The 15,213-nt window shown below is 58.4% G+C and carries 15 protein-coding genes; 12 read left to right on the forward strand and 3 right to left on the reverse strand.

Features of this window, described 5'->3' with window-relative positions:
• On the forward strand, nt 1-244 hold a 244-nt coding region (locus VLM75_12415; protein ID HSV97717.1), incomplete at its 5' end, for a type II toxin-antitoxin system VapC family toxin.
• Between the two features lie 14 nt (nt 245-258).
• Here VLM75_12415 and VLM75_12420 read toward each other — a convergent pair.
• Entirely contained in the window at nt 259-1,890 is a 1,632-nt protein-coding gene (locus VLM75_12420; GenBank protein ID HSV97718.1) for a cobalamin-dependent protein, read from the reverse strand.
• Nucleotides 1,891-2,218: 328 nt separating this feature from the next.
• On the opposite strand from VLM75_12420, the gene VLM75_12425 reads away from it, so the two are divergent.
• On the forward strand, nt 2,219-3,373 hold the full coding sequence (locus tag VLM75_12425; GenBank protein HSV97719.1) for a BamA/TamA family outer membrane protein: 1,155 nt from the start codon (nt 2,219-2,221) through the stop codon (nt 3,371-3,373).
• Between the two features lie 409 nt (nt 3,374-3,782).
• On the opposite strand, the gene VLM75_12430 is transcribed toward VLM75_12425, so the two are convergent.
• The gene (locus VLM75_12430; protein HSV97720.1) at nt 3,783-4,190 is read right to left on the reverse strand and encodes a DUF559 domain-containing protein; all 408 of its coding nucleotides are present in this window, start codon (nt 4,188-4,190) and stop codon (nt 3,783-3,785) included.
• 313 nt (nt 4,191-4,503) lie between these two features.
• Here VLM75_12430 and VLM75_12435 point away from each other — a divergent pair, with 313 nt between their 5' ends.
• The 9 genes from VLM75_12435 to nifS all read left to right on the forward strand — a co-directional run bounded on the left by VLM75_12435 (nt 4,504) and on the right by nifS (nt 13,049).
• On the forward strand, nt 4,504-5,010 hold the full coding sequence (locus VLM75_12435) for a flagellar protein FlgN (GenBank protein ID HSV97721.1): 507 nt from the start codon (nt 4,504-4,506) through the stop codon (nt 5,008-5,010).
• Nucleotides 5,011-5,022: 12 nt separating this feature from the next.
• Entirely contained in the window at nt 5,023-6,927 is a 1,905-nt protein-coding gene (gene flgK, locus VLM75_12440; GenBank protein ID HSV97722.1) for a flagellar hook-associated protein FlgK, read from the forward strand.
• A gap of 3 nt (nt 6,928-6,930) precedes the next feature.
• On the forward strand, nt 6,931-8,193 hold the full coding sequence (locus VLM75_12445) for a flagellar hook-associated protein 3 (protein ID HSV97723.1): 1,263 nt from the start codon (nt 6,931-6,933) through the stop codon (nt 8,191-8,193).
• 277 nt (nt 8,194-8,470) lie between these two features.
• Nucleotides 8,471-8,929: a flagellar assembly protein FliW gene (gene fliW / locus VLM75_12450; GenBank protein HSV97724.1), complete on the forward strand. Its 459-nt coding sequence runs from the start codon at nt 8,471-8,473 to the stop codon at nt 8,927-8,929.
• A 2-nt stretch (nt 8,930-8,931) separates the two neighbouring features.
• Nucleotides 8,932-9,225 (forward strand): carbon storage regulator CsrA, encoded by a 294-nt coding sequence (csrA, locus tag VLM75_12455; protein ID HSV97725.1) that lies wholly within the window; start codon nt 8,932-8,934, stop codon nt 9,223-9,225.
• Nucleotides 9,226-9,231: 6 nt separating this feature from the next.
• Entirely contained in the window at nt 9,232-9,900 is a 669-nt protein-coding gene (locus VLM75_12460; GenBank protein HSV97726.1) for a lysoplasmalogenase, read from the forward strand.
• 81 nt (nt 9,901-9,981) lie between these two features.
• Entirely contained in the window at nt 9,982-10,959 is a 978-nt protein-coding gene (locus VLM75_12465; GenBank protein ID HSV97727.1) for a CAP domain-containing protein, read from the forward strand.
• 38 nt (nt 10,960-10,997) lie between these two features.
• Nucleotides 10,998-11,846 (forward strand): Fe-S cluster assembly protein NifU, encoded by an 849-nt coding sequence (gene nifU / locus VLM75_12470; protein HSV97728.1) that lies wholly within the window; start codon nt 10,998-11,000, stop codon nt 11,844-11,846.
• Between the two features lie 12 nt (nt 11,847-11,858).
• Nucleotides 11,859-13,049, forward strand: a complete 1,191-nt coding sequence (nifS, locus tag VLM75_12475) for a cysteine desulfurase NifS (GenBank protein ID HSV97729.1) — start codon at nt 11,859-11,861, stop codon at nt 13,047-13,049.
• Between the two features lie 26 nt (nt 13,050-13,075).
• On the opposite strand, the gene VLM75_12480 is transcribed toward nifS, so the two are convergent.
• Nucleotides 13,076-14,683 (reverse strand): peptide chain release factor 3, encoded by a 1,608-nt coding sequence (locus VLM75_12480; GenBank protein HSV97730.1) that lies wholly within the window; start codon nt 14,681-14,683, stop codon nt 13,076-13,078.
• 308 nt (nt 14,684-14,991) lie between these two features.
• Between VLM75_12480 and VLM75_12485 the strand changes: the two genes are divergently transcribed.
• Nucleotides 14,992-15,192, forward strand: coding sequence for a cold-shock protein (locus VLM75_12485; GenBank protein ID HSV97731.1), 201 nt, complete (start codon nt 14,992-14,994; stop codon nt 15,190-15,192).
• Nucleotides 15,193-15,213: the final 21 nt, after the last annotated feature.

A 15,213-nucleotide genomic window follows, 5' to 3' on the forward strand; every position in this document is an offset into this window, starting at 1 on the left:
AAAATTATCGTTAACCAACATTTCTCCGGAAGAGTTGCCCGCGTATGCCGAAAAGGCGGGGTTCGAGATTTTAAGACTATCTCCCGCCGAAGTATCCTCTTTTTACAGACTCCCAAAGTTGAAACATAAAGATCCTTTTGATCGATTATTAATCTGGCAATGCATGAGCAATAATATGTATCTGATTTCCAGGGATTCTGATTTACTTGATTACAGGGACCATGGCTTACAAATGGTCTGGTAGCCCGGCGGTATCCTTTATTTATGGTTTAACAGCTTTTTGATGTTCCGTATCCTGAAATCGTACGGGTTGAGGCGCGCGGCTTTTTCGGCACAGGCGCGCGATTCGTCGCGCCGCCCCAGCGCGAGGAGGCTTTCGGCGCGCTTGAGCCAGCCGCCGTAAAACTTCGGCACGATCTCGGTGACAAAGGCGAAGTCGCGCTCCGCCTCCTGGTAACGCCCGGACATGAAGCGCGCCTTCCCCATGCGGAGGAATGGCCATGGGTTGAGGGGATGCCGCCGGGCCGCGGCCCGGTATCGTTCCAGCGCGCGGTCGTGGCGTTCCCCGTCGAGGTGGAAGTCGCCTTCCAGTATATCGGTCACCCAGCAGTTCCCGCCGGCAGCGCGCCGGTGCGCTCGGAAATCTTTCTCGCGGTACCACGAGCGCTTTCGGATGGCGCCGAGCTCGTCCGCGAGCGTGCGGACCCAGCGGCCCACCTCGGCGTCGTCGCGCAGGTAGATGCCGTTATCCTTCGAGCGGAACCACAGCGAATCGTCGATGTCGCCGCGCGCCTTTACCGCGTCGTAGAGCGCGGTTCCGGGATAGAGCGCGACCGGCGAAACGATGCCGTCGCCGGGAAGGGTGCGCCGGATGAGCTTGATGGTCTCTTTGATGTCGGCGGCGCGCTCGGTCTCCATGCCGGCCATCAGGTAGAACGAGAGATAGGCCCCCGCGCGGCGCACGGCGGCCGACGCCTTCTCGATGTCGGCGACGGTCGTCCGTTTATCGTACATCGCGAGTATACGCTCCGAGCCCGACTCCACGCCGAGCTGTATGTGCTCAAGGCCCGCGCGCTTCATCTCGAGGAGCATCTCCCCGTCGAGCGTGTCGACGCGCGACTGGCAGTTCCACATTATGTAGAGCTTCCGTTCGCGGAGCAGACGGCAGAATTTCAGCACGCGCTCGCGGCGAAGGGTGAAGTTGTCGTCGCGTATCGAGAAGTAGATGATTCCGTAGGTCTTCACGCAGTGCTCGATTTCGTCGACGATGTGTTCGGCGCTCCGGAACGCGGTGGTGCGGCCCCACAGCCGCGGCGAACAGCAGAAGGCGCAGCGGTGCGGACAGCCCCGGCTGGTGATGATGTACTTGAACTGCTCGTTGGGGTCCATTCCGCGCATCGTACCGCCGAAGCGCGCCGGGAAGGGGAGCGCGTCGAGGTCCTTTATACGCTCTCCCTGTACGATGCGCTCCGAGGCCGGGGCCTTTTTTGCGTGCCGCGCGAGCAATTCGGCGAAAGCGAGCTCTCCCTCCCCGCGCACGACGTAATCGACCGCCTTCACCCGGCGCAAAATTTCTTCGCCCAGAAACGCGGCGTGGGGTCCCCCGGCGATGATGATGGTTTTCGGCAGTCTCTTTTTAATTTCGACGGCGAGCCGCAGCGAATCGGTCCGGTTGTGCGTGCAGACCGAAAGGCCCACCGCGTCGGGCTTTATGGACTGGATGTGCGCGGCCGCGGAGCGGACGCCCTCTCTGGAGTAATTCGCGAGCGTTACGTCGTGGCCCCGCGCCTCGAGCGCGGCGGCGATGGAAACCGCCCCCACCGGCATCAGGGAGAGAAAGTAGTCGTTCCGGTCCCGGTAATCGCACAGATATGCTACGAGTGTTTTCATCCCATCCCCCGTTAAAAAATTTCGGGAGCGCGGCACATACTTCTTGATTAAATTATGGCGTTTTTCCTACAATCCGTCCAAAATATATTAACTTGTCGCGTAACCGGGGAAACCGAATATTCCCGGGCTTTGCGACAGGCCTATTAACTTGTCGCGCATTCCCGGGGTTCGGGTTTTCCCCGGTTACGCGACGGCGCTTTCGCTCGACATTAGCATTTTTAAGGGCAAGGTCACCGTTCCCTGTTTTCGGCGCGGTGCGTGGAGCGAACCGGCAGGCGGTTTGAAGGCGGCATCGCTGTTTCGATAACAGGAGACGAGTACGGTAAAAATGAGTTTATGCACAACCCGCTTTACGCGAAGGATTACGGTCCTGCTTCCGCTCCTCGTCCTGCTTGCCCTTCCCGCGACCGGGCGCGCCGCGGACCCGCCCGCGGACCCGCTCCCCACAGAGGAGCTCAAACGGGAACTGGCCATCGTCAAGAAGGACGATTTTCTCATTTTCCCCCATGTGAATTACAAACCCGAAACGCAGATCGCCGGGGGGCTTGCCTTCCTCAGCTATTTCCGGATCGGTTCGGATTTTCCGCTCGATATACGGCCGTCGACCCTCGCGACCACGCTGACCTACACCCAGAAGAAGCAGTTCATCTGGCAGCTTTTCCCCGAGTTTTATCTGGACAACGAAAAGTACCACCTGGTGGGCGAGCTCGAGTACTATTATTATCCCAACTATTTTTACGGCGTCGGCAACGACACACCCGACGACGCGCGCGAGCAATACACCTCGTCGACCGTGCGCTTCCGCTCGGATCTCCAGCGCGAGGTCGCCAATCGGCTGTACGTGGGCTTCGTCTATCAGTATGAAAAGACGACGGTCGACGAAAGCGAGGAGGGCGGCGTTCTCGAGTCGGCGGGGGTGCCGGGCAGCTCCTCCAGCCTCGCCTCGGGCATCGGGATTTCGCTCAACCTCGACACGCGCGACAATGTCTTTTATCCCTCGAAGGGCGGCCTGTACCAGTTCAGCGCGGTGTCGTTCGACCGCATGTTTTCCAGTCGCTTCCAGTTCATCCGCCATACGTTCGATCTAAGGAAGTACGTGCCGCTGTGGCGAGGTCACGTACTTGCGCTCCAGGCCTATTCCAACATCATCTACGGAGAAGCGCCGTTCGAGATGCTCTCGCTCATGGGGGGAAAAAAGCTGATGCGCGGGCTTTTCGAGGGACGCTACCGCGACAACACGATGGTGGTGGCGCAGGGCGAGTACCGCATGCCGCTGTGGTGGCGCTTCGGGGCGGCGGCCTTCGCCGGCGTGGGCGACGTCGCGCGGCGCGTTCAGGACTTCGAGCCGGAGGAGTTCAAGTTCACCTACGGCGGCGGGCTGCGCTTCTGCATCAATCCCCAGGAAAAGATCAACGCGCGGCTCGACGTGGGTCGGAGCCGTGACCTCACCGGCTTTTACTTCACCATCGGCGAGGCGTATTGACGCGGCGGGGCGCCAATCGAAGCCTCCAGGCGACGATCATGATCATCGCCCGATCCTGACGCCATATCCGATCACTCCGGCGTGATGAGCTCCTCACCGACACGTTTTTTCAATAAGGCTCTCCTTTACCAAAGGAGCGGTGTGACGCACAGGATGTGCTAATGCCGGTGAAGCGACAGGAGGTCGCGCCTTTCGCCGGCGCGGAGGCTGAGATGGTATACATAGGCCGCGGCGGAAGCGGACCGGTATTCTGAGAAAGGCTCTCCTTTGCCAAAGGAGCGGTGTGACGCACAGGATGTGTTAATGCCGGTGAAGCGACAGGAGGTCGCGTCTTTCACCGGCGCGGAGGCTGAGATGGTATACACAGGCCGCGGTGAAGGCAGACCGGTATTCTGAATAAGGCTCTCCTTTACCAAAGGAGAGCTGCCGGAGGCTGAGAGGATTCAATCAGCTTCCGTATCCCATCGCAGACCATCGTAAATTCATTAAGCACATCCTCATTTGAAAAACGTGCTACGCGGAGGCCGTATCCTTCAAGGACTTGCGTTCTGAATTCGTCATACACCCTGCTCTCGGCGGCAGTATGAATCCCACCGTCAATTTCAATAACGAGTCTGTGTTTCGGGCAGTAGAAATCGACGATATAGTTATCAAGGGGTTTCTGGCGCAACACCGTGCAGTCGAGATTTTTTAGAAACCCGTGCCAGATTCTTTTCTCGGCATCGGTCATATTTTTACGCAATTCACGCGCCCGTTCCTTGAGTTTTGGATTATAGGGGATATGGAATCCCGTGGTTATAAGGCCGTTCTTCTTCATGATGTTCAAATCCCCCCGCCTCCGGCGCGCCCCCTTCGGTGAAGAGGGCTCCAGTTATGCGTATTTTCAGTGGAAGATTAATGCCTTTATTCTTTCCGACAGCAACACGTGCCGGAGGCTGAGATGGTATACACAGGCCGCGGCGGAAGCGGACCGGTATTCTGAATAAGGCTCTCCTTTGCCAAAGGAGAGCTGCCGGAGGCTGAGAGGATTCCCCCCTAAAAATCCTCATTTAGAATGCACTTCTAACCGATAGTAGAGTAAGCCGAAGACAGGACGCGGCCGATGACGGCATATTTCCAGGGAGGGATCGATGGCGGACCCCATTACGCGGATAGAAAAGGTGTTACGGGACGAGATTGACGTGTATTCCGGCCTCTACGCCCTTGAGGAGCGTAAGAGCGGCGCCATAATCGATAAAAACGGCAGACTGATGGAATCGATCTCGCGCGAACAGGAGGCGCTGCTATCGCGTGTGGAAAAGCTTGAGAAGACGCGCGTGCGCCTCATTTTCGAGATGGCGGCAGACGGGCCTTCGGATGACGCACCGTCCGCGCCGACGCTTACCGATATCGCCCGCCTCGTGGACGACAACTCGGCGGGGCGGATCGTCTCGATCGGGATGGAGCTTAAAGGGCTCCTCTCCCGTCTCGATTCGCTGTATAAAACCAACAAGCGGCTTATAGAGGACAACCTGGAATTTTACGATATTCTGCTCTCGGGCCTGAAAAGCACGGCGTCGATCTCGACCGGTTATTGCGTGAACGGGGTCGAGAGATCCCGGGTGTCGGGGGCGATGATCTTCAATAAAACGGTTTAGAGGAGTGCCGCCATGAATTCCACCTTTATGGGGATTGAAATAGGGAAACGGGGCCTGCATTCGCACCAGCAGGCGCTGCACGTCACCGGCCACAACATCTCGAACGCCGAGAACAAGGAGTACTCGCGCCAGCGCGTGGTTATCACCTCGGCCGATCCGCTGTACGTGCCGGCGCTCAACCGCTCAAATTCGCCGGGCAACATCGGCCAGGGCTCGGTGGTGCAGACGGTGGAGCGCATCCGCGACAGCTTCATCGACGACCGCATCGTCGCGGAAAAGGACGTAATGGGATACTGGAACACGAAAAACGATTTCATCCACCAGGTCGAAATGGTATATAACGAACCCTCCGACCAGTCGCTGCGAAGCCGCCTGGACCAGATGTGGAGGGCGTGGGAGGAGCTGTCGAAGTACCCGGAGGAGCGTTCGGCGCGCGAGGTGTTGAAGGAGAAGGCCGTAAGCCTCTCGAACGAGGTGAACCACGTCTACCGCCAGCTCGACGATCTGCAGAAAGACGCCAACCGCCAGGTGTTTCACCGGGTGAGCCAGGTGAACATGTACGCGCGCGACATCCGCGACCTCAACGAGCGCATTTTAAAGGCCGAGGCGCTGGGCGACAACCCGAACGACCTTAAAGACCGCCGCGACGCGCTCATCGAGAAGCTCTCGAACCTCATCAACATCAGCGTGGGAAGGAGCGACCGGGACGAGACCATCGTGTACATCGGCGGCGAGAACCTTGTGCAGGGCGAGGTGCTGCGGCCGCTCGAGGCGGTGATGGACCCCGACAACCACGGGTACCACAAGGTGGTGTGGCGCGACACAGGCACCGACGTGGAGATAAAGGGCGGCGAGATCGCCGGCCTCCTCGAGGCGCGCGATAAGATCATGCGCGAGAACATCAACGACGTCAACGCCTTCGCGATAAACCTGATCGATCTCACCAACGAGATCCACCGCGACGGTTTCGGCCGCCGGGGCGAGACCAACGTCGATTTCTTCCGCCATATCATGATAAGCGACAACGTGGAGGGCAACCACGACCTCAACAACGATGGCATCGCCGACGTCACCGCCGTCTTCAAGGTGGCGGGCGCAAACAGGCTCGACGCCTCGGCGGCGATCGGTATCGCCGGAACGCTCACCTTCGTTGCCAACCGCGAGCCCGAAACCGAGGTTCAAATAGATTATTCCCGCAACGACTCGACTAACAGCGTCATCAAAAAGATCAACGACGCGCGCCTTGGCGTGGCGGCGTACATCGACCACAACGGGCATCTCGCCGTCAAGGCGACCGTCGCGGGCGACACCGACAAAAAGAACTTCATGCTGCGCCACCTCGAGGATTCCGGACAGTTCCTGGTCGGTTTTTCGGGCGTATTGAAACAGTCGGGCGCGCAGGGGGCCTTCGATTACCGGCGGATCAACGACATCGTCAAACTGCTCCCGGACCGCGAACACATCACGATAACGCCGCAGTACAACCCGGCGGCCCACATGGCCGTGTCCGACGCGGTGATGGCCGATGTGGACAAGATCGCCGCCGCGAAGGGGCGCGACCTGGGCGGCACGGGCGATTTCAACACCACCAACGGCATAGGCGACGGCACCAACGCGCTTCTCCTTGCCGCGCTCAGGCACAAGAACGCCATGGTGGACAAAAACTCAACCTTCAACGATTTCTACACTTCGCTCATTTCGCGTATCGGCTCGCAGGGCGAGGAGGCCGGCGACCGCATCAAGAACCAGGAGACGCTTCTTAAAAACCTCGCCAACCTGCGCGAGTCGGTATCGGGCATCAACCTCGACGAGGAGATGGCAAACATGATCGCCTTCCAGCACGGGTATAACGCCTCCGCCCGGGTGATCAACACGATGGACAAGATGCTGGAAACCATACTGCGGCTGGGGGTATAAACCATGCAGCGCGTAACAAACCAGATGATCAACAACACCATGCTCCATAACCTGAACCGCCACAAGGCGGAGATGGACAAGACGCAGGACATGCTGGGCACGGGCAAAAACGTGCGCTTTCCGCGCGACAACCCGATCGCCACGACGAGCCAGATGATCTACCAGAGCAGGCTCACCGAGGTGGACCAGTACATCCAGAACCTGGGCGAGGCGAAGTCGCGCCTGGACGAGGTGGACACCGCGCTCCAGTCGGCGATGCGCATCTTCCAGCGCCTGCGGGTGCTCACGGTGCAGGGGGCCAACGGCATCTATTCCAACTTCGAGCGCAAGGAGGCCGTGGCCACCGAGATCAACGAGATGCTCGAGGAGCTCGTTGCCATCGCCAATACCAGGGGCGCGACCGGCAGGCCCATCTTCGGCGGTTTCCAGACCGGGACGGAGGAAATCCCCACGCCCTTCGTGCCGATCTACCAGACGCTCACCGCCGGCAACCAGGGCGATGCCATGACCGGCGTGGAATACCGCGGCAATATCGGCCGCATGCTGCGCGAGGTGGCCAAGGGCGAGTACCTCGACGTCAATGTTCCCGGCAACGAGGTGTTCTGGGCCACCAACCAGATACTCACCTCGAATAAAGACGCGACCAATTACGCCTCCGAAACCAACCAGCTTGTAAAAATCGACGGGCGCGAGCTTTCGATCAGCGCCGGCGACAACCTCGACGTGATCATCGACAAGATCAACAACGCCGGCCTCTCGGTCCGCGCGATCAAGGGCGGGCGCAACAACCTTATCATGGAGAGCACCACGCCCCATCAGGTATGGCTGGAGGACGTGGGCGGCGGGCGCGTGTTCAAAGACCTGGGGCTTGTCAACACCGATTACCCGCACCCGCCGAACAACCTGGACCCCACGGTCACCGTAAACGGAATGTCGATTTTCGAGATGGTGATCCAGCTCCGCGACGACCTGGTGCGCGGCGACCAGGAGCTTGTTGGAGGGCGCGACCTGGGGCTTCTCGACATGGCGCTGGATAACATTTTGCGGCATACGTCATCGGTGGGCGCCAAGCAGAACCGCGCGGACGAGCTCGCGAAGCGCTCGGAATACGACAAGTCGAACGTGCTGGCCATGCTCTCGAAGACCGAGGGGATCGACATTCCCGAGACCGTCATGAATTTCAAGTGGCTGGAATCGGTGCACCAGTACGCCCTGGCGGTGGGGGCGAAGACGATCCGGCCCACGCTGATGGATTTTCTGCGATAGGGCCCTTGGACGTTCAGTCCTAAGATCGCCCCGGTCCCCGATGGGACCGGGGCTCGCAATGACAGGTTATTCCAAGTGGCATGTCATCGCGAGGAGCGTAGCGACGCGGCGATCTCGAAAGGTGACAGTCCGGTCATGCAACCCGGTGTAAAGCGAGATTGCCGCGCCCCGATGGGACCGGGACTCGCAATGACAAAGCATTTGCCAAACGGTATATCATTATTTTGTTGCGGTATTCTGGGCATCGGCGTATATTGATCCTTCAAGGAGCGGCGCAGTGCTGGTAAAAATCACGACAAAACCATTCGGCGAGACAGAGGTGGATGAAAAGCAGATCATCGATTTCGATGACGGCGTCCTCGGTTTCGATTACATTAAAAAGTTCGCCATCCTCGATTCGAAGGACAATTCCCCCTTCAAATGGATGCAGGCGATGGGCAATCCCGAGCTCGCCTTCATCATCATACGCCCGGGCGATTTCATGTCCGACTATCGGCTCGTCGTGTCCCAGTCCGACCTGGAGGGAGTGGGTGCGGAAAGTCTCGATGGCGTGCTCGTCTTTGCCATCGTTACCATCCCCGCCGATCCCGCGGCGATGACGGCCAATCTCCAGGGGCCCATCATCATCAATCCAAAAAACAGGAAGGGGAGGCAGGCGATAAGCCTCAGCGAAGGCCACAGTGTGCGCCACGGGATACTCGACGAAATGAAGAAAGCCGCGGCACGGAAGGGATAGTAATGCTGGTACTGGCGAGAAGGCTCAACGAGAGCATCATCATCGGCGACGACATCGAGGTCGTGGTCATCGATATCAAAGGAGACCAGGTGAAGCTCGGCATTCGCGCGCCCAAGCGGATCAGCGTCCACCGCAAGGAGATCTACGACGAGATCCAGCAGGAGAACATAGCCGCCATGGGCTCGAACCTGCGGCCCGAGGCGCTTAAAAACCTTTCGGATTTCCTCTCCGGGGGGGCGGAGGACGGGGCCGGCGATAAGGGCGATGTCGATTCGTCCAAGAAAGGCAAGGACTGACCGCCCATGCCGGCCATTTTCTCGATTGAATATTTCATCCAGCTCCTCTGCGCGTTCGCGGCCGTTCTGCTGCTCAGGGAGTTTTTTGCGTTCAGGCGCGTACTTCCCGCCAAGTACCTGCTTACACCGCTTGTCACCTTCTGTGTCATCCTCTTCGCGCTCCTGGCGATCCACTCATCGGGCATGACGCGTTATTCGACCTTCATCCTCATGGGGCTCGTACTCTCGCTCGTCGCCGATACGCTCCTCATGATCGAGGAGATCAGCTTCTTCAAACACGGGCTGATATTTTTCCTTGCCGCTCACTGCTTTTACCTGGGGGCTTTTACCATAGGTTATTCCTTCAGCCCGTGGCACATCGCCGCCATACTCGTGCTGTGCGCGGGGATACTGCTGTTTTACCGTAAAATCCATCGTAAAACCGGCACCCATCATGTTTCGGTGCTGGTATACATGTTCGTTCTGGCGGCCATGCTCTTCTTCGCGATTTCGCACGTGGGCGATTCGGGAAGCACTCGTCCGGTGCTTCTGCCGGCGGGGGCGGCGCTCTTCGTGGTCTCGGACGTGGTGCTGGCGATCAATATTTTCATCAAGAAGATCCCGCACAGCACGGTCCTCACCTGGTCGCTGTACGCCCCGGCCCAGCTCTTCTTCGCGCTGTCGTGTTTTTATTGACGGCATCCCCCGGCTATTAATCTTGACTCCTCCCGGTCGGTACGTATAGCATTACCGCCATCCTGTCGGGAGGTTTGATTCATGGAAACGCGCTCGGGACAAAGAACCCTGTATCCGTTCATGGTCTGCGCATTGCTGGCCGTGCCCTTCGGCCGCGCGGCGGCCTATACCGATGCCGATTTGCGGCTGGCGATCGCGGAAAACGGAAAGGAGGAACGTCTCGCCGAATTCAGGGACAACGAGACGACGCTCAAACTCAAGCTCGAGGTGCTCGACCTCATCAACGAAAACCGCGCGCGTCACGGGATGCCGGCGGTCCGGCTCGATATCCTGGCCTCCCGCGTGGCGAGCAAGACGGCGTCCGAGGCCTCGAAGGGCGATTACTACGGGCACTGGAACCTGCGCGGCGAAAAGCCCTATCATCGCTATGCCTTCGCCGGCGGCATGGACCACGTGATGGAAAACGCGTCCATGATCCAGGGGGGCGGTCCCATGACGAAGGACTACCGTCAGGTGCTGTCGTTTATCAAACAGACGCACATGATGATGTACAACGAAACCCCGCCCAACGACGGACACCGGAGGAATATCCTTCTGCCCTCGCACACGCACGTGGGGCTGGGATTTTCCATGATCGAGAACCGCTTCCGCTACTACGAGCTGTTCGTGGACCGCTACCTCGAGTTCGACGCCGTACCCGCGGCGGTGAAGGCGGGTGAAAAGGTTACTGTATCGGGCGCCGTCGGCGTGCCGGGATACGGCGTCTTCTTCGCGACGGTGTACTACGAACCATTCCCCGAGCCGATGACCGCACCCCGGCTCCGCAGCATGGGCGGATATCCGGACTTTACCAGCGCCAGAGTGGTGAACCTGCCGTTCTGGCAGATCAGATACGACGACGCGAGCCGGAAGTTTTCGTTCGATTTTCCGACGACGCGCCAGGGCCTCTATTACGTGCATATCTACATCAAAAGGGGACATACCGGCAAGGAGCCGCCCTCCTCGGTTTCGACGGCAGGGCTTTCGCCGGTGTCCGGCATGGTAATACGAGCCGATTGACGATTGAATGAAATAATATTGTCGCAGGGAGAAATTCCATGTGGGATTACACCGATAAAGTCAAGGACCTGTATAAACATCCCAAAAACGTCGGCACCATCGATAACGCCGATGCGGTGGGCGAGGTGGGGAGCATTGTATGCGGCGACGCGCTGACGCTTTACCTGAAAATAGAAGACAACATCATTAAAGACGCGAAGTTTCAGACCTTCGGCTGCGGAAGCGCCATCGCTTCGTCGTCGGCGCTCACCGAGATGATCATAGGAAGGACCGTCGAGGAGGCCGAAAAGATCACCAACCGCGACATTGCCGATTACCTGGGAGGGCTCCCCGAGCAGAAGATGCACTGCTCGGTCATGGGGCGCGAGGCGCTCGAGAAGGCGCTGGCCGACTGGAGGGGCGAGGAGGTCGCACCGCACGAGGAGACCGAAGGCGATGTGATCTGCCAGTGCTTCGGCGTCACCGACCCGCTCATCCGCAAGGTGATCCGCGAGAACAATCTCAAGACGGTCGAGGACGTCACCAACTACACCAAGGCAGGCGGCGCCTGCGGCTCGTGTATACCCAAAATAGAAGACATCCTGAACGAGGAGCTTAAAAAACAGCCCGCCTCCGCCGGCGCCGAAGTGAAGAAGGAAAAGCTCCCGCTCTCGAACATAAAGCGCATGCAGCTCGTCGAGGAGACCATCAGCGACGTGGTGCGGCCCATTTTACAGAAAGACGGCGGGAACATCGAACTCGTCGATATCGACGGCAAGAAGGTGATGGTGGCGCTCCGCGGGGCGTGCGCCAACTGCCTGGTGTCCGACGTCACGTTGAAAAACCTGGTGCAGGAAAAGCTGCGCGAGTTCGTCGAGGACGACATTGAAGTTATAGAGGTGCGATAGGAGGCCATGGCGATGAACAGAACGGTGTATCTCGACAACAACGCGACCACGATGGTGGACCCGGAGGTCCTCGAAGAAATGCTTCCGTTTCTCAAAGAGCGTTACGGCAACCCCTCCAGCATGCACGACTTCGGCGGCGACGTGGCGCGCGACCTGGAGCGCGCGCGAATGCGGGTGGCGGAGCTTCTGGGCGCCGAAAACGATTACGAGATCGTCTTTACCGGCTGCGGCACCGAGTCCGACAATTTGGCCATCCTGGGAACGCTCGCCTATTTCCGGGACCGGCGCCACATCATCACCTCCAAGGTCGAGCACCCGGCCGTGCTGAACCTCTACCGCAAGCTTGAACGGGAGGGCTACCGCGCGAGCTACGTTCCGGTGGACCGCGACGGCAAGCTCGATATGGAATTTTTAAAGAAGTCGCTGGGCGATGACACGGCGCTCGTTTCCATCATGCACGCGAACAACGAGACGGGCGTCATCTTCCCCGTGGAGGAGATCGGTCGGCTCTGTCGCGAACGGGGAGTGCCCTATCACATAGACGGGGTGCAGGCCGCGGGGAAGATCCCGATCGACGTGAAGAAAATCCAGTGCGACCTTTATTCGATTTCAGGGCATAAATTCCACGCCCCAAAGGGGATGGGCGTGCTGTATATCCGGCGCGGCACCCGTATCCGGCCGCTCATGTACGGCGGACACCAGGAGCGCGGAAGGCGCCCCGGCACGGAGAACGTACCCGGAATCGTCGCCATGGGCAAGGCCGCCGAGCTTGCGCTCCAAAACCTGCCCGCGGAAGAAAGGGTGCGCGCGCTTCGCGACAGGCTTGAAAGCGGCATCCTCGCTCGCTTCTCGAACGTGCAGCTTAACGGCGCGAAGGACGCTCGCGTGCCCAATACCACGAACGTCGGTTTCGAGTACATCGAAGGGGAGGCGATCCTCCTGTACCTCAATGAAAAGGGGATCGCGGCGTCGTCGGGGTCGGCGTGCTCTTCGGGCTCGCTCGAACCCTCGCACGTGCTGCGCGCCATGGGGGTCCCTTTTACGGCGGCGCACGGCTCCATCCGCTTCTCGCTCAGCCGGTTTACGACCGGGGAAGAGGTTGATTACACGATTTCGGCGCTTCCGGAGATCATCGACCGGCTGCTGGAGATTTCGCCGTTCTGGGACAGCGCGACAAAACAGTGCCGGCCGGTGACGATTTAGGGCCGAACGGTTACGCCCGGTTTGTTTTAATTGGGTTCGGTGGAATGCACCGGCGAATCGTGCAGCCTGAGTGCGGGATTATTCCCCATGAAATACTGCATCGACCAGACGTCGGGGAAGAGGATGACGGGCCTGCCCCGGTCGTCCGCCCCCTGCGCGCAGCCGTGGGGAAGCGAAATGTCGGGATTGTCCGTCCCCTGCAGGTCCCCGAGCCATCGCGTAACGCTCCATTGCTTCATTTCGAGTTTCGATTCGACACCGTATTCATCCCCGAGCCTGTATTGCAATACCTCGAACTGAAGAGGGCCGACCGCTCCAAGCAGCGGGAGGTTGCCTGGGTGGTTTTTAAGAAAAAAGGATTGAACGATGTCCTCGGCCAGGAGGTGATCGAGCCCCTTTCGAAACGACTTGTAGCCGGAAGATGAAATGTTTTGAATGTACGCGAAACACTCCGGCGCGAACCGGGGGATTTCGTTAAAACGCAGGAGCGGGTCCGTGCTGAGAGTGTCGCCGATTCGGAAGTCCGCATTGGTGACGAATCCGATAATGTCGCCCGCGAAGGCCTCGTTGGCGGTTTCCCGTTCCCGCCCGAACACGTTATGGGAATTAGAGATACGTACTTCTTTGCCGCTGCGCGTATTGAAAACGCTCATGTCCCGAAGGAATTTTCCGGAACACACCCTGGCGAAAACCATCCTGTCCCTGTGCTGGGAGTTCATGTTGGTCTGTATCTTGAACACGAACGCGGAGAAGACAGGGCCCTCGAGCGGTACGGTGACATCGCCCGCCTTCCGGGGCAGGGGCTCTTTCGAATATTCCAGAAACCCTTTCAGCAGATGCTCGACGCCGAAATTATTGGAGGCGCTGCCGAAAAAAACCGGCGTCGTCCTTCCCCCGTGCACCTCGGCCGTGTCGAAGCCTCCGTGGGCCACGTCGAGCATTTCGATCTCTTCGATTATCTGTCTGTACGACGGTTCACTGAGTATGTTTTTTACGAGCGGGTCCGCGAGGTCGTGCACGGAAACGGGCGATTTATACGCGCCGCCGGGGACCTTTTCGTAGAGGTGGACCTCCCTGCCGATCCTGTCGTATACGCCCTTGAAGAAAACGCCGCTCTCAAGCGGCCAGCTTACCGGGTAGGCGTGCATGCCGAGCACCTTTTCGATCTGGTCGAGCAGATCGAGGGGAGGCATGGCGGGACGGTCCAGCTTGTTGATGAACGTAAAAATGGGAATGCCGCGTTTTTTACAGATCTCGAAGAGCTTGATCGTCTGGCTTTCAATGCCCTTGCCCGCGTCGATCACCATTATAACCGCGTCAACCGCCGCAAGCACCCTGTAGGTGTCCTCGGAAAAATCCTTGTGTCCGGGGGTGTCGAGAAGATTAAACCTGTATCCCCTGTATTCGAATTGTAAAACGGTGGAGGATATCGAGATGCCCCGTTTCTTCTCCAGTTCCATCCAGTCGGAGGACGTTTCCCGCTGCTTTTTCTTCGCGGTCACCGAACCCGCCAGCTCGATCGCGCCGCCGTAAAGCAAGAGCTTCTCGGTGAGTGTCGTTTTGCCCGCGTCCGGATGGGAGATGATGGCGAGGGTACGCCTCGATCCGATTTCGTTTTCAATGCCGTTGGTCATTTTTCATATATCCTTGCGTGATATCTTTATCAGGGCGGTTAATTGTCAAGAAAAGTTTATATATCGCGCAGACCGGCCGCCTGTTGATCGACATTCGGCAATCTCCACCAGTCGCGACGAAAAAAATAATTAAACATTGACAATTTTTTACACCTGTGGATAATTGGAAGCTATAAAATGTAATGGCCCGCTTGAAATACTCCTCTTCTTCTTTCCTATGAATGATTTCAGGTAAGCAAAAAAGGATTTTTTCGGGGCCGGCACTGCGGGGTTTCCCATGCAGATTATTACAACAGGAGTTTGTCAGTATGGCAGAAGGCGTAGTAAAATGGTTTAATGACCAGAAGGGCTTCGGATTCATTACGAGCAACACCGGCGGCGACGTGTTCGTCCACCACTCAAGCATCATCGGCGATGGCTTTAAGAGCCTTTCAGAAGGCGAAAAAGTGCAGTTCGAAATCGAAAAAGGCGAAAAAGGGCTCAGGGCTGTCTCAGTACGCGTTATATAACACGGTTGCTGTAATGAGGCG

Source organism: Spirochaetota bacterium, from assembly GCA_035477215.1.
In the GTDB taxonomy this organism is placed as follows: Bacteria; Spirochaetota; UBA4802; order UBA4802; family UBA5368; genus MVZN01.